This window comes from Pseudomonas inefficax (assembly GCF_900277125.1).
In the GTDB taxonomy this organism is placed as follows: Bacteria; Pseudomonadota; Gammaproteobacteria; order Pseudomonadales; family Pseudomonadaceae; genus Aquipseudomonas; species Aquipseudomonas inefficax.
Genome location: NZ_OPYN01000085.1, coordinates 25,115 through 43,406, shown reverse-complemented (window position 1 = coordinate 43,406; position 18,292 = coordinate 25,115). Strand labels below are relative to the sequence as shown.

Sequence of the window (18,292 nt, the reverse complement as noted above, 5' to 3'; positions counted from 1 at the left end):
TTAGCTCTTGAACCGTGCCAGCAGCCACAGGAAATAAGGCGCCCCTATTACTGCGGTGAAGATGCCAGCGGGAATTTCGCTGGGCGCGATCAACGCACGGCCGATCGTATCGGCCAATACCAGCAGTACTGCACCGATTAACATCGCTGCAGGAATCAGATGTTGGTGATGACCACCCACGAGTCGCCGGGCCATGTGAGGCGCAACGAGCCCGATGAAACCAACGGGGCCGATGATCCCCACACCTACACTGGTCAGGAGCACGGCGCAGCCGACTGCCACTCCCCGATTAGGTCCCATCCGCACGCCCAGGCTATGCGCCGCCTCATCTCCCAAGGCGATGAGGTTCAAGGACTTTGCCAACAGCATTCCCGTCGGGATCAACACCAGCAGCGGCGTGGCTAGAGCCACATGGTGCCAGTTCCGCCCCCAGATGCTGCCTGTGAGCGCGAGTAAAGCGGTGTTGATATCCAGAGGATGGGACAGAATCAAAAACTCGGTAATGCTTGCCAAGGTGACCGCAATAGCCACGCCTGACAGCGCAAAGCGAACGCCTGAAAAGCTGACGCCCGCGTTATAGCCGATCAGCAGCAATGCTCCCGCAGCCCCGCCTGCGCATGCAATCAATGGGAACCACATAGGCGAGATTTGTGCCCAGCCAATGATCGTCACCGTAAGCGCCAAGCCAGCCCCCTGTGTGACACCAAGGATCTCCGGCGAAGCGAGCGGATTACGGATTACACCTTGGACGATGGCGCCCGCCAAGCCAAACGCAGCACCGACCAGGACAGCAAGGATTGTTCGAGGCAGACGGTGATTCCATACTTCAAAGTCGGCGCCGTCATGGGCGACCAGGCGCTCAATAACTGCCTCAGGCTTCAACCAGGTGGTTCCGATGCTCAAGCTGGCGAACGCCGCCAATGCCAACAAGCCGACAAGTACTGCCAGGCGTATACGACCCACGCTCATAAGCTGCGCCTTGCGAGAAACAGGAAAAACGGCGCACCAACAATCGCAGTGACAGCTCCGGCGGGTGTTTCGGCTGGGAAAGCAACCATGCGCCCCACCAGATCAGCCGCCAATACGATCACAGCACCAAGGGCGGCACTCAGCGGTACCAACCAACGGTAATCGTTGCCCAGGAACTGGCGAAGAATATTGGGGGCAATCAACCCTACAAACCCAACCGGCCCCACAGCGCAGACAGTGGCCCCAACTAGCAGCAGACTGATCACAAACACCTGCAATCGCAGTGCAGTGATGCCCACCCCAAGTGATCGAGCTGCATCTTCGCCCAGATTGATGAGGTTCAGTCGAGGCGCGAGTATCAGTGCCCACAATGTGCCCACCAATGCGCACGGCCAGAGTATGTTCACCTGCGCCTCGGTGACGTTTGCAAGCGAACCCGCCAGCCAGTTCAGTACGCTCTGCGCCTGGGCTTCGACCAGAATCACTGTGAGTCGGGTAAGCGCAGCGCAGAGTGCCGCGACGGCAACTCCTGCCAGTACCAGGCGCCCTTGCGACGTGCTTTGTGACCAAGCACCACCAAGGCTAAACACGGTAACCCAGGCCAATGCACCACCAATGCAGGTCATCAGCAAAGCACCACCCGGGAACATTGGCGCAATCAACCCGGTGGAGAACAACGCCAGACCGGTAGCCGCACCCGCGGTCACTCCGAAAAGCGAGGGTGAGGCAAGACTGTTTCGCGTGATGCCCTGCATCAGCGCCCCGGCAAGTCCAAGACTGCCTCCCACCAGCGCTGCGCAGAGCGCGCGAGGTACACGGATTTGTGAGACGACGTAGGCCATGTTTCCACCTACGGTCCCTTGATGCACCAAACCATTCCAGGCGTCACAGGCTGTCAGCGTAAAGGGCGACCAGGTGAACAGCGAAAACCAAAACAACCCTGCACCAACGAGGAGGGTCATCACGCTGGCGAGTAGACCACGGTAACTCATTGGCTACGGGCGACCTGAGGACCTTTCAGTGCAGCCAACGCCTCGTCTGCGATCTGCTCAGAGGCCATCACACCGCGGTTCCGTGCCCAGGTATCACCGTCAACATCGACCACATGCTGATCACGCACCGCGGAGAGAACACTCCACAGCGGTTGCTTGCTCCAGGTATCAACAAGGCTTGGGTGACGGTAGTGCCCCACCAGTAGCCATGAGGGGTTCAAGGCCAGCAACTGCTCCAAACTTACAAATTCCGTAGGCGCAGCCCCCTGGCGGACAGCAGGCACGGTGAGGCCGATAGTGGACAGCACACTGCCAGCGTACGACGCCGGACCATGCAGAGAAAAACTGCTTTCACGAGCGACACCAAACAGGACGGTAACCCCAGACGGGATCTGCTTTGCCACCTCTGCAAGGTGAGCACGGTTTTGAGCGATTCGTTTTTCCATCTCTGGGCCTTTGCCCAGCGCTACACCAATCAGCTGAGCTGACTTCAGGCTTCCTTCGTAATCCTCTCCCCGAGATGGCAACAACAGAGTCGGAGCGATATGAGACAGGTCGTCATAGAGCGCTTCGTGTCGATTTAGGTCAGCCACAATCAAATCAGGCTTGAGCGCTGCAATCTGCTCGATGCTTGGCTGCGAGCGCAGCCCAACCGACGTCCACTTTCCAATGACGTCGCGAACTTTGGACAGCACCCGTTGCGCATCGCCGTCATCAGCGGCACCCACGGGAGTCACTCCTAGCGCAGCCAAGCTATCCAAAAACGAAAATTCAAGGACCACCACGCGCTTTGGCGCATCCGCCAGTTTGACTGTGTGCTGACCATCATTCACTTCGATGGGGGCTGCATGGCTGATGCAGGAGAAAGCAATCAACGCGCAGGAAAAAAGAATCCTGAGTGGTGCGGGGGTTCGCATAGTGGTCCCTTTGTGACGTCACACTGCCAGACATCGACAGGTGCGGAGCGGATGGGCGCACGCTGACGCAGATGGTCAGCGATGCGCGATTTAAAGCGGAAAGACAACGGCACAGAACAAGCGGTTCAGAGTGTCGGCTCAGGCCGACTCAACAGCAGCCTCAACAGGTAGCTCAACTGCCTCAAACAACTCAGCTGCAACTTTATGCCGGCGAGCTTGCTCCAGGTGCTTACGCATATGATCAGCAGCCGCAAGGCGGTCACCTTTTTCAAGGCACGCAAGGATCGCGAGGTGCTCAACCGCCTGCTCTCGGCGTGGAGCGCGCTTGCTAGCCTGACGGTACTCCACCAAACGGCGAAGCTGGTCGAGACGACGAACCGTCTGGACGTGAAATCTGTTGCCAGAAAAACTGGCAAGCGTCTCGTGGAACTGAGCATTCGACTCGAAGAGCTCCTGAGGCGTCATGGTCAGGTAGCCGCCATCTGCAATGAATTGTTGCTGCTTCTTGCAGCGAGCCAAGGCTTCCGTATCGACCATGAACGTGGGGGCAAGCAAGCCTGCCGGCTCTATGATCGCTCGGAAGGAATAGCTCTCTTCATAAGCTTCAACCGAATCGATCATCGGCAGGAACTGCCAGCCTTGGCCGGCACGCTGCTCGATCCAGCCCTCCTGCTGGATTCGCATCAACACGCCACGCAGCATATAGCGTGAAATGTTGAATAAACGCATCAGGTCCGTTTCAGCGAACTGCTCCGGGATCTGTCCATTCAGGCGCATCACTGCGATCTGCTGATAGATCGGATCATCGATGGAAACCGACAAATCCTGGGCAATATCGGCCAGATCATCATAGGGCTTGGCCAGGAAAAAGCCGCGATTGCGGTCCTGACTCAGCATTCCTCGCTCAGCGAGGTAGTTCAGAGCAATCTTGATAGGAGTCCGTGACGTCTTCAAAGCCTTAGCCAGTCCTAGCTCCGAGACATGATGCCCCGCAGCCAGTTGCTCTTGACGAACATAGGCAACGATATCGCGAGCTACGCGGGCTTGAAGAGGCGTTAGATTCATATCTTTTCCGAGTTGGGGCATGGGATTGTGGGGCTCTTCCATTGAGACGAGCCCCACAGCACCTACATTATGCCTTTTGCGGGCTCATTTCCAAATGGGGTTCGGTCTCAACTGTAGCCGGGACCATTGGCTTACGAGTCATAGTCAGTGCAATAACCGCACCAGCCACCAGGAGGATGCCTGCGATCATGAAGGCCCAGTTGTACGAGCCTGTGGCCTGAACGACGTAGCCAGTGACGATCGGAGCCGCCACACCGAAGAGGTTGCCGCCAACAACAATGAACGCGACCGCACGACCAACGTCCCCAGCACTTGGCAGCAGGTCATTGAGCAGGGAGAAGTTCAGCGAAGTGGTCGAGGCAATACCTGCCAAGGTCAGCGACGAAATCAAGACCAGCGATGCAGTAGAGTCAGCGAATGGCACCAAAAGGATGCAACTGGCAATTAGCATCGAGATCGCAATTACGTTGCGGCGCTTACCCGAGCTCACACCCCCGCCACGGGTCAGGTACCAGTCACTGAGTTTGCCCAGGCCGATGCAGAGCACAACAGCCGCAGCATAAGGGATAGCAGTCACCAGACCACTTTTTTCCAGCGTCAGATGACGCTCTTGCTGGAGGTAGCTCGGCAACCAGGTCAGGAAGAGGTATTGGGTGTAAACGTTGCAGCCTTGGGTCAGAGCAAGCCCCCAGAGGGTCGGCGTCTTCAGCAGGCGTTTCAGACCATACGGAGCGACTGCAGCACCACCCGCTTTGCCACCACCGGAGCGCGAGTCCAGGATGGTTTTACGCTCTTGGTTGCTCAGCCACTTCACATCTTCAGGCTTGCCGTAGAACAGGTACCAAGCCAACAGCCAAACGAAACCGATGCCGCCGGCGATCACGAAGGACCAGCGCCACCCAACACTGGCGACCAGCATCGCAAGAACGATCGAACAAATCGCTGGCCCAGCGTACGAGCCGCTGTTGAAAACGGCGGTGATGGTGCCGCGCTCCTGGCTCGGGATCCACTCACGAATCACCTTGGCCCCGACCGGATTGCTGACCGATTCACCAGCACCCATGACAAGTCGCGCAGCCAGCAGCGAAGCGAAGTTCATCGCTGCCCCGGTCAGCGCCGTAGCAGCCGACCACACGAGAATCCCAAAACCACCGATGCGCTTGGCGCCGTAGCGGTCGATCAGCAGACCAACAGGAATCAGGAAGAGCGCGTAGCTCCAGATAAATGAGGAAAAGAGGTATCCCATGCCGACTGCACTGAGATTGAATTCCTCGGCGATTGGTTTGGCAGCGATGGACAGGGCAATACGGTCCATGTAATTGATCATCGCCAGAGAGAACAGAAATACAGCAATCCAGGCTCTACGGTACGGCATGGTTACACCTTTATTTTTCTAGGCGCGGTTGCGCCGGCTACTAGCACCGGCAGCTGGCCGTCGACAGAGCCGACGGCCAGCCACCGACTCATGAAGCTGAGTGATAGAGCGGAAACGCTCCGAACATCACGCCACCTACCAACATGGCCATACTCACCAGCAGCGCCCACTTCAACGCAAAGCGCTGGTGGTCACCCAGGTCGACTTTTGCCAACGCCACCAGCAGGTAGAGCGAAGGCACCAATGGGCTGAGCAAGTGAACGGGCTGACCAACCACCGATGCCCGGGCGATCTCCAGATGCGAGATTCCGTAGGTAGCGGCGGTCTGTGCGATCACAGGCAAGATGCCGAAGTAGAAGGCATCGTTGGACATGAAGAAGGTGAACGGAATGCTGACCAAGGCAGTGAACACCGCCAGGTATGGACCAAACGCATCAGGGATGACTGCCAACAGCCCCTTCGCCATCGCATCGACCATGCCGGTACCCGAAAGGATGCCGGTGAAGATGCCTGCGGCGAAAATGACCGAAGTCACCGCGAGAACGTTGCCCGCGTGAGCGGAGATACGCTCTTTCTGCTGCTCCAGGTGTGGGTAGTTGATCATCACCGCAATGGCGAAGCAGACCATGAACAGCACCTGAATCGGCACGATACCCGCCATCAACACGCCAATCATCGTTGCAGTGAGCAGCAGGTTGGGCCAGAACATGTGCGGGCGACGATTGCGATCGCACTCTTCGTGCGAACCATTACCCAGCGCGATAGAGCCGTTGTGGAAATCATCCACGGCAATCACACCCAGGCGAGCACGCTCACGTCGACCCAGCAGAATTGCGATGAAGAGCAAGCAGGCGCAGCCCAGCAGCATCGACGGCACCATCGGCAGGAAGATGTCCATAGCGTCGACATGCAGCGCAGCCGCGGCGCGGGCAGTAGGGCCGCCCCACGGGGAGATGTTCATGATGCCGTTTGCGATGTTGACCACGCAGGTCAGGCCCAGAACGCTCATTCCAAGGCGCTGATAAAGCGGCAGGAATGCGGCGACCACGATCATGTAGGTAGTGGAACTGTCGCCATCCAGGGACACAAGCATGGTCAGGATCGTGGTTCCGACCAACACCTTCAGCGGGTCACCCTTCACGATCTTCAGGATGCAGCGCACCAATGAATCGAACAGTCCCGCGTCGATCATGATGCCGAAGTAAAGAATCGAGAAGGTCAGCATGACGCCAGTCGGCGCCAGAGTCTTGATGCCGTCGAGCATCATCGTGCCCAGGCCGGCATAGAAGCCACCAATCAGGGCAAACACGATCGGTACCACAATCAGGGCGACCAGGGCGGTCAGCCGCTTGGTCATGATCAGGTACATGAAACAGGTGACCATCGAAAAACCGAGCACGGTCAGCAGCATGGCTCTCTCCTTATTTTTTTAGTGCCGCGAAGCCAGGCTTTTTAGCGGTACGAAGCGGAAGGAGCGGACTGATGCCGGACGGATTTACGGTAGGTCTGATTGCATTTCATCTTGGATTTCCTCGTTTTTGTCTTTGTGCGGGAAAGGCTGGCAGGCAGATAAATGGCCGGTCTTCAGACTTCAAGGTGACCATTCGGCGCTCGACCGAAGTTTTTCTGCTGGAGATAAATTGACTCAAGTTTAGACAAAGTGCAATATCACCTCACAAAAAACACGCCTGTGAGGTCCCCGGCATGAGCAAGCACATTGGCCAAACCCTGGCCGTAAACGGTCGCGACTACCGCGTCTGCAACGTATCGGAAGCTGTAAAAGCGATAGGCGGCGACTTTGCCCGCCTGCCAATGAGCCTCCGGATCCTCGCTGAAAACGTCCTGCGTACCGAAGCAGAGCCGAACGAAGCGCTGAAGGTAATTTGCACTCGCTCTAAAAACAGCGACATCCCTTTCCGCCCCGCTCGCGTGGTTCTTCAGGACCTCCTCGGCACCCCCGCCCTGGTCGACCTGGCCGGCCTGCGTGACGCCGTAGCAAAAGCAGGCGGCGATCCACGCCAGGTAAACCCGGTCACCCCTACCCACCTCGTCGTCGACCACTCGCTGAACGTAGAGCGTTGGGGTGATGCCAGCGCACTGGCCGACAACGAAGCCATCGAGCGCGAGCGCAATGCCGAACGGTTTGCATTCCTTGACTGGTGCAACAAGGCCTTCAACAATCTGTCGATCGTGCCTTCGGGTAACGGCATCCTTCACCAGATCAACCTGGAGCGCCTGACCACCGTCATCGGCACTCGTGAAGTTGAAGGTGATCTTTGGGCCTTCCCTGACACGCTAGTCGGTACTGACAGCCACACCACCATGATCAACGGCATTGGCGTGTTGGGTTGGGGTGTTGGTGGTATCGAGGCAGAAGCCGCAATGCTGGGCAAAGCCCTGATGATGCGGGTTCCAGAAATCGTCGGCGTCCGGCTGGAAGGCGTGCCGCCATCGGGCTACGTTGCTACTGACATCGCACTTGCCCTGACCGAAAGCCTGCGCAAAGCTGGCGTAATCGGCAGCGTGTTGGAGTTCCATGGCCCAGGCGTTGCAGCCCTGTCCTTGGCGGACCGTGGCACCCTGTCCAACATGGCTCCTGAGTTCGGCGCTACCGCGGCAATGTTCGCGATCGACGATCGCACCCTGCACTACCTGCGACTCAGCGGTCGCGGCGGTGAGATTGCCGAGCTGACCGAGGCTTATGCCAAGCATCAAGGCCTGTGGCATGACAGCCTGGAATCGGTCGAGTACGACCGTGTCGTCACCCTCGACCTGAGCACCGTTGGTCGTGCGATTGCCGGCCCGAAACAACCTCACCAGCGCATCCTGCTGGGTAAAGGCGAAGCAGCAAAAGACATTCCTACCGGCCTGGATAACGGCTCGGTCGTGATTGCCGCCATCACCAGCTGCACCAACACCTCGAACCCTCGTGGCGTGATCGCTGCGGCTCTGGTCGCCCGCAATGCACTCAAGCGCGGTCTGCGTCGTGCTCCGTGGGTCAAGACTTCCTTCGCACCCGGCTCCAAGGTGGTCGCCGACTACCTGGACCGTGCAGGTCTGAACGTGGACCTCGACAACATGGGCTTCAACGTTGTTGGCTACGGCTGCACCACCTGCAATGGCATGTCCGGCCCTCTGCTCAGCAAAGAGATCGAGGACGAAATCCGCACTCGCAAGCTGGAGACCGTTGCCGCTACCTCCGGTAACCGCAACTTCGAAGGTCGCGTACACCCGCTGGCTCGTGAAGTGTTCATCATGTCCCCTCCCCTGATCGTGGCGTACGCGATCGCTGGCACCTACCGCATCGACCCGCAAGTGGATGCGCTCGGCACCGACGCCGAAGGCAAGCCGGTTTACCTCAGCGAGCTGTGGCCTTCGGATCAAGAGCTGGACGAGATCGAGAAGAAAGCACTGTCGGCCGACCTGTTCGACAAGGCCTACAGCTCGGTACCTCGCGAAGCGGGCGTCATCGCCTCTGACCTGCGCGCCGGCGTTACCGATCAGTACGCTTGGGACCAGAGCAGCACTTACATCCGCAAGCCCCCGTACTGGAGCGATGAGCTGACGGCTACCGACCCTCAACGCGACCTGAAAGACATGCGCGTTCTGGTGATGCTGTCGGACAACATTACTACCGACCACATCTCTCCGTCGGGCGCCATCCTGCCGGACAGCGACGCAGGTTCGTACCTCAAAGGCCACGGCATTGGTGTTGATGACTTCAACTCCTACGGCACTCGTCGCGGCAACCACGAAGCCGCGCAGCGCGCCACCTTCGCAAGCCCTCGCCTGAAGAACGAGCTGATGACTGACGGCCGCGAAGGCCCTTGGACCCTGCTGCTGCCGGAAAACCGCGTGAGCACCGTGTTCGAAGCCGCCCAAGCCTACGCCGATCGCAAGCAGCCTCTGATCGTAGTGGCAGGCAAGGAGTACGGCAGTGGTTCGTCGCGTGACTGGGCAGCCAAAGGCCCTCGCCTGCTGGGCGTGCGCGTAGTCGTGGCCGAGAGCTTCGAGCGCATCCACCGTACCAACCTGGCTGGCCTGGGCATCCTCCCGCTGCAGTTCCCAGAAGGTGTAACTCGCAAGACGCTAGGCCTCACCGGTCACGAGAAGTTCTCGGTGGAAGGCATCAACGACACCTTCGCGCCTGGCGACAAGCTGCAACTCGTCATTGAGCGTGCAGATGGCACCACTGAAAACGTAACCGTCACCAGCCGCCTGGATACGCATGAAGACGTGCGCTATTTCCGCCGCGGCGGCCTGCTGCCGCAGCTGCTGGTGGAGAGCATGGACAAGGCTGCTAAAGCGAAGCAACTGGAAGGAGCAGTGTAATGACTCAAGTTCGAATCCCTGCCGTATTCATGCGCGGTGGCACCAGTAAGGGCGTCTTTTTCCTTGAGCAAGATGTTCCGGCTGCAGGCCCCGAGCGCGATGCACTGATGCTCCGCGTCATTGGCAGCCCGGATCCTTACGGCAAGCAGATCGACGGCATGGGTGCTGCCACCTCCAGCTCCAGCAAGGTCGTCATCATCGGCAAATCGGGTCGTACCGATTGCGATGTCGACTACTTGTTCGGTGCCCCGGCAATCGAAAGCCCAGTGGTTGACTGGTCCGGTAACTGCGGCAACCTGAGCGCAGCCGTTGGCCCATTCGCCATTCGCCAAGGGCTCGTCGATGCGCCTCGTGACGGCATCGCCACCATCCGCATCTGGCAAGCCAATATTCAGAAACGCATCATCGCCCATGTCCCGATGAAGGATGGCGAGGTCGTTGAAGAAGGTGATTTCGTGCTGGATGGCGTCGCCTTCCCTGCTGCCGAAATCGTCGTGGAGTTCCTTCAGCCTGGCGGTTCGGGCGGCAGCATTCTGCCAACCGGCAATGTCGTGGATGAACTGGATATCCCTGGCTTCCCAGGCTTGCCAGCAACGCTGCTCAACGCAGGCAACCCGACGATCTTCGTCGACGCCCAGCGCGTTGGCCTGACCGGGACCGAGACCCAAGACCAGGTCAACGGCAACGCCGAACTGCTGCAGTCGCTGGAAACCATCCGCGCACACTGCACCGTGGCCATGGGTCTGGCGGCTACCGCTGAAGAAGCAACGCGCCTTCGCCCTCACACGCCGAAGCTCTGCCTGGTAGCTCCGCCGCAAACCTACGGCGCTGCCGGTGGCAAGACAGTCGAAGCCGGCGAGATCGATGTGATCGCCCGCATCCTTTCCATGGGCAAATTGCACCACGCAATCACCGGCACTGGCGCTGTAGCCGTTGCCGTGGCGGCCGCTCTGGAAGGCACGCTGGTCAACCGTATCGTCGGCGATATCGGTGAACGCCAAGTCAACATGGGCCACACCGCCGGTACCGTTGCCGTTGGCGCGCAGACCACCCAAGTCGATGGCAACTGGATTGTGGACAAGGCCGTCATGAGCCGAAGCGCCCGTCGCCTGATGGAAGGCTGGGTGCTCGTACCTTCGAAGTACTGATTGCTCAGCTACCGCCGACCTTCGAAGGTCGGCGGTACTCATCAAAACAAAAACAACGATGAGATTTTGCTATGTGCCCATCACCGTTCTTACCCGCCATTACTCGACGCACGCTGCTCTCTTCTACTTCCATCGTCGCTGCGGCAACCATTCTGGGCCTCGGCGCGGGAGCGGCAGATGCCAAATCAGGACCTGAGAAGAACTCTATGCAGCCTGCCAACTCGAACAAAACCCAAATTGTCTATGTGGGCTCCAGAACCACTCGCGAGCGGAACGCCCGCGGTGCAGGCATCACGGTCTATCGACATGACCCGCAGACAGGTCGCTCCGAATTGGTTCAAACCGTCGGCGATCTGACTAATCCATCCTTCCTGTGCCTCGACCAAACCCAGAGCCTGCTGTTCTGCGTGCATGGCGACCAGTCCACTGTCAGCTCATTCCAAATTGAGCCAACCAGCGGAAAGCTCACCAAGGTCAGCTCGGTTAGTTGCGAAGGGAACAACCCCGTCCACCTTACCGTGGACAAGAGCAACAAATTCCTCGCTGTGGCCAACTATGCCACCGGCAGCATTGTCATTCTGCCGTTCGATAAGACGGGCCACCTGCAACCCGTCATCAGCAAATACGACCTTCCGGGCAACCCAGGCCCGCACAAGATCGAGCAGGCGAGCTCCCACCCCCACATGATCCCACGCGATCCATCAGGGCGCTTCCTGGTGGTACCGGACAAAGGGCTGGATAAGGTCTTCGTGTTCGACCTGAAGCAGGACGGGACCGCGCTGAAGCCTGAGCTCGCCCATGAAATCAAAGCACGCGAAGGTGCCGGCCCTCGGCATGTGGTGTTCTCTCCGACCGGTTCTTTTGCCTACGTGGTGAACGAGCTGGATAGCACGATCACTAGCTACCGCTACAACCAGAAGGACGGCTCCCTGGTTCCATTCCAGATGGTTCCAGCACTGCCTCAGGACTTCGTTGGCGATAGCCGTGCAGCAGCATTGGTCATGGCACCGAATGGAGAACATTTGTTCTCTTCCAACCGCGGGCATGACAGCGTGACCATTTATTCGGTGGATCAGCCGACCGGCAAGATCAACCCGATCGGCAACGTACCTAGCCAAGGCAAGAAGCCACGCTTCATGACGGCATCTCCTAATGGGCGGTTCCTGTTCGTCGCTAACGAAGACAGCGACAACATCAAGACCTTCTCCATTAGCCCGAAAGGCGAACTGGCTTTGCTGGAGCATCAGATCGAGACCGGCAGCCCGGTCTGCATGATTTTCCGCACCGCCTGAACCTCTTTTTTTCCTGATCCTGGCGTGCCGGGAGGCACGCCTACACCCCACGTTCCAATTGATGGAGCAGCAAATGCATAACAAAAACAAAATTGGTTGCAAGCTTCTTGCAGTAACTCCTTGCCTGGCCGCAGCTACGGCTTATGGGGATGGCTTTATCGACGACAGCAAGGTCACCTTGCAAACAACGAACTTCTACATCAACCGCGATTTCCGTGACGGCGCCGGCCAGTCAAAGCGCGAAGAATGGGCCCACGGTTTCATTCTCGATGCGAAGTCCGGATACACACCTGGCCTAGTCGGTTTTGGCGTCGATGCTCTGGGCATGCTCGGCCTGAAGCTGGACTCAAGTCCCGATCGGACCGGTACCGGCCTGCTGCCGACTCATGATGATGGTCGCGCAGCTGACGAGTTCAGCCGCTTGGGCCTGACTGGCAAGATGCGCCTGTCCGAGACAGAGCTGAAATACGGCACTCTGATCCCCAAGCTGCCTACTGTTCAGGCCAACACTGGCCGCCTCCTCCCCCAGACCTTTGAGGGCGGCCTGCTCACCAGCAAAGAATTCGATTCGCTGTCCTTCATCGGTGCCCGCTTCGAGCGACAAACCGATCGAGACTCGACAGACCGCGTACCGATCACACTAAACAACAAAAACCGTCGCTTCACAGGTAACGCCGAAGGTGACGCCTTCTGGCTGGGCGGTTTGGATTACCAGCTCACAAAAGACCTGCTGCTGACCTATCAGTACGCAGAGCTGGAACAGGTCTACCACCAGCATTTCGTAGGGGCGAACTATTCGATTCCAGTCGGCCCCGGGAAGATCAAGGCTGATCTTCGCTACATGGATAGCGACGATGACGGTCGAGCTTTGGGCGGACGTATCGACAGCAGAGCAATTTCCGGCATGTTCACCTACAGCCTGGGCGGACATGCGCTTGGCCTGGGACTGCAAAAGATGAACGGTTCTACCTCCATGCCGTATCTCGATGGAACCGATCCTTACCTGGTCAACTTCGTCCAGCTCAACGACTTCGCCGAGCCCGGTGAACGTTCTTGGCAGCTGCGCTACGACTACAACTTCGCGGCTCTCGGTGTTCCTGGCCTGACCTTCATGACCCGCTACCTGCGAGGCGATCAGGCCGACGCTGCGACCATCAGCGGTGATGGACATGAATGGGAGCGCAACACCGAACTGCAGTATGTGGTGCAATCCGGTGCCCTGAAGAACGTATCGGTCCGGTGGCGTAACGCGAGCTATCGATCGAGCTTTGCACGTGGCGCGGATGAAAACCGCCTGATCGTGTCCTACACATTCCCAATTTTCTAACCCTGGAGAAAGTATGAGCCCTATTGCCCAGCAGGTTCTCAAGGACCTGGCGCCCAACGGCATTCTGCATGTGGCGATCAACTTTGGTAACCCAGTGCTGGCTCAGCCAGGCGCTGACGGAGAACCGCATGGTGTTTCTGTTGCACTTGCTAAATCGCTGGCCGAAGAGCTGGGCGTAGGTCTCGAATTGCGCACATACGACGCGGCCGGAAAAGTATTCGCTGCACTTGAACAAGACGCGTGGACGTTGGCCTTCCTGGCTATTGAGCCTGTCCGCGCCGCCCAGATCAGCTTCAGTGAACCTTACGTACTGATCGAAGGCACCTATCTGGTCAAGGCCGAGTCGCCCTACTCCAAAATCGAGGACCTGGATCAACCTGGACTTCGGCTTGCGGTCGGCAACGGCGCTGCTTACGACCTGTACCTGTCACGCACGTTGCAGCATGCAGAGCTCCAACGAGCTGACACGTCTGCAGGTGCTGTAGACCTCTTCATTGACCAAGGCCTGGATGCTGCCGCCGGGGTCAGACAACCGCTGGAACAAGTCGCAGCCAAGAATCCGAATTATCGGGTGATGCAGGGAGCCTTCACCGCTATCCGCCAAGCAGTCGCAGTGCCACGCGGCCGTGATGCGGGAGCAGCCTATGTCCGGGATTTCGTCGAGCGACGACTTGCCGAGGGTTTCGTCCGAGGCGCGTTACTCGCCAGCGGACAAACAGACGTCAGCGCACCTCGCTGAGGTCGATAGCCTGCAGGTGCGTCTCGCCTGCTTCAAACCGTGATAACTGAGGTAATAAGCAAGATGGCTAAGGCCGCCGATGTCGTAGTGCAATGCCTGGAAAACGAAGGTGTCGAGTATGTGTTCGGCATTCCTGGTGAGGAAAACCTCGACCTGCTGGAATCCCTGCGCAAGTCGAAGATCAAGTTGGTACTGACCCGCCACGAGCAGTCCGCGGGCTTCATGGCCGCCACCTATGGCCGCCTGACTGGCAAGACAGGCGTCAGCCTGTCGACCTTGGGCCCTGGCGCGACCAACCTGGTGACCGCCAGTGCGTACGCCTACTTGGGCGGCATGCCGATGATGATGATCACCGGCCAGAAGCCGATCAAGAAGTCCAAGCAGGGCCGCTTCCAGATCATTGACGTGTGCGGCATGATGGACCCCATCACCAAGTACACCCACCAGTTCGCCTCGGCCGACAACATCCCGGCGCGCATGCGCGAAGCGTTCCGCCTGGCTGAAGAAGAGAAGCCGGGTGCCGTGCACCTGGAGCTGCCGGAAGACATCGCTGCGGAGCAGACCGACGCCCTACCAGTCCCGCGCAGCCTGCACCGCCGGCCGCTGGCCGAGCACAAGGCCATTGAAGCTGCTATTGAGAAGCTGCAAGCAGCACGCAATCCGATCCTGGTGATCGGTGCCGGCGCCAACCGCAAGATGACCGCCAAGGTCCTCAAGCAACTGATCGACAAGACCGGCATCCCGTTCATCACCACCCAGATGGGCAAGGGCGTGGTCGACGAGCGTCACCCGCGCTTCCTGGGCAACGCTGCGCTGTCGTCCGGTGACTTCGTCCACCGCGCCATCGAAGCGGCCGACCTGATCATCAACATCGGCCACGACGTGATCGAGAAGCCACCGTTCTTCATGGTCCGTGGCGGCACCGAAGTCATCCACATCAGCTTCCGCTCCGCCGAAGTCGATGCCGTGTATTTCCCGCAGGTCGAAGTGATCGGCGACATCGCCAACGCCGTGTGGCAGATAAGCGAAGCGCTGAACGACACCGCGCACTGGGACTTCACCCGCCTGATGGCGATCCGTGAAGCCAACGAAGCGCAGATCGCCGAAGGTGCCGACGACAACCGCTTCCCGGTCTACCCGCAGCGCATGGTCGCCGACATCCGTCGCGTGCTGCCGTCCGAAGGCATCGTCGCTCTGGACAACGGCATTTACAAAATCTGGTTCGCCCGTAACTACAAGGCGCACAAGCCGAACACCGTGCTGCTGGACAACGCCCTGGCGACCATGGGCGCCGGCCTGCCATCGGCGATGGCCGCGCACCTGGTGCACCCGGACCGCCCGGTCATCTCGGTGTGTGGCGACGGCGGCTTCATGATGAACAGCCAGGAGCTGGAAACGGCTGTGCGTCTGGGCATGCACATCACCGTGGTGATTCTGCGTGACGACGGCTACGGCATGATACGCTGGAAGCAGGCCAACATGGGCTTCACCGATTTCGGCCTGGACTACGGCAACCCTGACTTCGTCAAGTACGCCGAAGCCTACGGTGCCAATGGGCACCGCGTGGAAAGCGCAGAAGGTTTACTGCCGCTGCTGGAGCACTGCATCAAGACACCAGGTGTGCATGTGATTGATTGCCCAGTCGATTACAGTGAGAACGACCGTATTCTCAACAGCGAGTTGCGCGAGCGAGCCATGGTGGTTTGATCCGATAGCGGATCACCTGTCGGACCACCGCTACTCCCTAAACGCCCCACCTCAACCCCACAAGCCGTACAATCAATAGCCCTCATCTGGCCCTCGCTAGGCCGGATGAGGGCTATTTAGTTAGCGGCGGTAATCCACTCGCAGGCTAGCTCTGGAGGGTACACCAACGTAATGGGAGTTATCACTATAAAGGATTTAGCAATAGGGGAACGAGAGGTCCAAACAGATACGATTGAAGTTTGCCGCTTGCGGAAGCAGTGCCACACGTCCAGTGTATAGAATAAGCGTTAGCGCCCAATAATGGATCGACGAGAATCGAGAGCTTACGATGAACAGCGAGTGGGAAAGGTGGTGCCATGATATACATCGCATGGTGGATGACTTGGTCAAACAGGTTGAGGAAATGAAGCAAGAACAAATCGTAGAGAAGCAGATCAGCGCGTTCATCCAACTCAACGAAAAACTGATGAACAACGCCAATGCGTATACCAACCTGATCATGGTTGCTGGCTACGCCGGCTACTTCGCCTTTTGGTCAACCCTGTCTGGCAAAATACCCATTTGGCTTTTCAACGCCTGCGGCCTTGCCATCACCTTCTCCCTCACCCTATTCATCACTTGGGAAATCGTAAAAATGTTTTGGAGCGCCAAACATATGCGGTCGACCCAGGCCATTCTGGCGAAACGGCCTCACGCCAACGTCATAGCCGAATTCGAGAAGGCTTTTCAAGACTTTAGTACACGCTCGCAAAAGGTCTGGCTCGTGTTTCTGGTACCGACTGTGGTCAGCGGCATGACCGCTGCCTGCCTGCTGCTTGGATATTTCTGCCTCAGCCTCGCAGGGGTGATCTCGCTTACTTAGAGAAATTTTTCGAGATTGGAGGCGAAACCGCAGCCGATTAATCTCTAGCTGCTCACTATGCCGTACGTTCCTATAAATAGTCGGTTTCGCCCCTTAGCCGTCGTTCGTAAAGGACTGCAATCGCCTGAAAGCGGGTATCCATGCTTGGCTCCCCAGCCCTAGGATGCAGAATGCGCCGTCTGGTATCAACTCCAATCGACACCGATGCACGTAATGGGACTGCTTGTAGGCTAGGCAGCCACGGTCTACTTTTAGACCAAGCCTTCTTCGGCTTTACGTACCGAGAAATCTCTCAGGAGTTATTAATGGGCTCAATAGTCAGTTTGACCATAGGCGGAATCGAAATTGACTGGGGAAAAAATAATAGATTCATCAATCACTCAAAGCTTTTTTTACCTACAGATAGAACAATTTTGTCTGAGCATGAGCATAACGGTACGCGTTATACCCTCTATGGTTACCGACGAGCACTACGAGACGTAATCCCCAGGCTGGAGCTTTATGGTTACAGCGCAAAAACCATACAAAAAATCTGGGACGAGAACGTGAGTTACTACCCAGAGTACTACCCGAAATTTGAATTGCCTTTCGAACAATTCGCAAAAGTCATAAAAAATGTAACAATAGCGCCTCGCACTGGGTCTGATCAAGGTTATGACTATGATCTTGGTGAATTCGCACAGGAAATGCTTAACCTGCCAGAATATTATCAGCTAAAAAAAGCAGTAAACTCGAATAGTGCAGACCTTCTCTCATTTTTTGAAAACCTAGATCCTTACATTCAACTTTGGCTTCTCTCCACAAACCTAGAAAATCAGAATCTTTATCTTGAGTGGCATACTGATAGCATAATCAAAGGCGGCTGGACGACTGAAGACGATCTATTTAAGTCGTGGGCGGATGATCGAACATTCCTGATCATCACCGAAGGCTCATCCGATACTTTCATTATTAAAGAAGCAATCGCCCTTCTGCGTCCCGATATTAAAGATTTCTTCACTTACATAGACATGACGGAGCACTATCCATTCACCGGAACTGGAAATCTATTCAACTTTTACAAAGGACTAGCAAAAATTGGCATCAAGAATAGATGCTTAATTGTGTTCGACAATGACACTGAAGGTGTTGAAAAACATCAAAAGTGCCAAAATATATCATCTCCTCCTTCACTGGCCTCAATGACTTTACCCGCACTGAGCGAATTCGAGAACGCGAAAACCATTGGTCCTAATGGCGCATTCAAAGCAAACATCAACGGAAGCGCAGTTTCAATAGAATGCTTTTTAGATCTTTCATACAAGACTAATGATCCAGCCACTATAAGGTGGAGCAGCTTCAATAAAGATATGGGCCGGTACCAGGGGGCTCTCGAAGGAAAAGAATTTTATATTGCGCAATTCAAAAAGGCATTAAAGAACCCAGAAAACTACGACTTCAGTAAATTACAGACACTTATAACCCACATTTGTGAAAAATGCATTGCCATACCGGATTAGGAAGCATTTTGTCGAACTCTAATCGACCCCATCGCGCATTACATGTTCAAGTAGATATTGCCATCCTT

The 18,292-nt window shown here is 57.1% G+C and carries 14 protein-coding genes; 8 read left to right on the top strand and 6 right to left on the bottom strand.

Annotation, left to right across the window (positions count from 1 at the left end; all coding sequences use genetic code 11):
• From JV551A3_RS11005 to JV551A3_RS10980, 6 genes are all read right to left on the bottom strand, one after another.
• Positions 1–969 (bottom strand): iron chelate uptake ABC transporter family permease subunit, encoded by a 969-nt coding sequence (locus JV551A3_RS11005; RefSeq protein WP_133970793.1) that lies wholly within the window; start codon positions 967–969, stop codon positions 1–3.
• Positions 966–1,961: an iron-dicitrate ABC transporter permease FecC gene (gene fecC / locus JV551A3_RS11000; protein ID WP_166674230.1), complete on the bottom strand. Its 996-nt coding sequence runs from the start codon at positions 1,959–1,961 to the stop codon at positions 966–968. Before fecC ends, JV551A3_RS11005 begins: the two co-directional genes overlap by 4 nt.
• Positions 1,958–2,878: a Fe(3+) dicitrate ABC transporter substrate-binding protein gene (locus JV551A3_RS10995; protein ID WP_133970792.1), complete on the bottom strand. Its 921-nt coding sequence runs from the start codon at positions 2,876–2,878 to the stop codon at positions 1,958–1,960. Before JV551A3_RS10995 ends, fecC begins: the two co-directional genes overlap by 4 nt.
• A gap of 138 nt (positions 2,879–3,016) precedes the next feature.
• On the bottom strand, positions 3,017–3,964 hold the full coding sequence (locus JV551A3_RS10990) for a GntR family transcriptional regulator (protein WP_226033916.1): 948 nt from the start codon (positions 3,962–3,964) through the stop codon (positions 3,017–3,019).
• 46 nt (positions 3,965–4,010) lie between these two features.
• Positions 4,011–5,318, bottom strand: coding sequence for an MFS transporter (locus tag JV551A3_RS10985; protein WP_025755010.1), 1,308 nt, complete (start codon positions 5,316–5,318; stop codon positions 4,011–4,013).
• Between the two features lie 88 nt (positions 5,319–5,406).
• On the bottom strand, positions 5,407–6,726 hold the full coding sequence (locus tag JV551A3_RS10980) for a CitMHS family transporter (RefSeq protein ID WP_027615666.1): 1,320 nt from the start codon (positions 6,724–6,726) through the stop codon (positions 5,407–5,409).
• Positions 6,727–7,022: 296 nt separating this feature from the next.
• On the opposite strand from JV551A3_RS10980, the gene acnA reads away from it, so the two are divergent.
• The 8 genes from acnA (at position 7,023) to JV551A3_RS10940 (ending at position 18,224) form a co-directional block, all read left to right on the top strand.
• A complete protein-coding gene (gene acnA / locus JV551A3_RS10975) occupies positions 7,023–9,650 on the top strand; it encodes an aconitate hydratase AcnA (protein ID WP_133970791.1) in 2,628 nt (875 codons plus the stop codon).
• Positions 9,650–10,798 carry a 2-methylaconitate cis-trans isomerase PrpF gene (gene prpF / locus JV551A3_RS10970; protein ID WP_133970790.1) on the top strand — a complete coding sequence of 383 codons (1,149 nt, stop codon included), beginning with the start codon at positions 9,650–9,652 and terminating at the stop codon, positions 10,796–10,798. The genes acnA and prpF overlap by 1 nt, the downstream gene beginning before the upstream one ends.
• 71 nt (positions 10,799–10,869) lie before the next feature.
• Positions 10,870–12,090: a lactonase family protein gene (locus JV551A3_RS10965; RefSeq protein ID WP_235874561.1), complete on the top strand. Its 1,221-nt coding sequence runs from the start codon at positions 10,870–10,872 to the stop codon at positions 12,088–12,090.
• Positions 12,091–12,148: 58 nt separating this feature from the next.
• Entirely contained in the window at positions 12,149–13,417 is a 1,269-nt protein-coding gene (locus tag JV551A3_RS10960; RefSeq protein WP_372239046.1) for an OprD family porin, read from the top strand.
• A 13-nt stretch (positions 13,418–13,430) separates the two neighbouring features.
• Complete coding sequence (locus tag JV551A3_RS10955; RefSeq protein WP_133970788.1) at positions 13,431–14,156, top strand: transporter substrate-binding domain-containing protein; 726 nt, start codon at positions 13,431–13,433, stop codon at positions 14,154–14,156.
• Positions 14,157–14,219: 63 nt separating this feature from the next.
• Positions 14,220–15,863 carry an acetolactate synthase large subunit gene (locus tag JV551A3_RS10950; protein WP_133970787.1) on the top strand — a complete coding sequence of 548 codons (1,644 nt, stop codon included), beginning with the start codon at positions 14,220–14,222 and terminating at the stop codon, positions 15,861–15,863.
• A gap of 328 nt (positions 15,864–16,191) precedes the next feature.
• Positions 16,192–16,725, top strand: coding sequence for a hypothetical protein (locus JV551A3_RS10945; RefSeq protein WP_133970786.1), 534 nt, complete (start codon positions 16,192–16,194; stop codon positions 16,723–16,725).
• Between the two features lie 170 nt (positions 16,726–16,895).
• Positions 16,896–18,224, top strand: a complete 1,329-nt coding sequence (locus JV551A3_RS10940) for a HEPN/Toprim-associated domain-containing protein (protein ID WP_133970785.1) — start codon at positions 16,896–16,898, stop codon at positions 18,222–18,224.
• Positions 18,225–18,292: the final 68 nt, after the last annotated feature.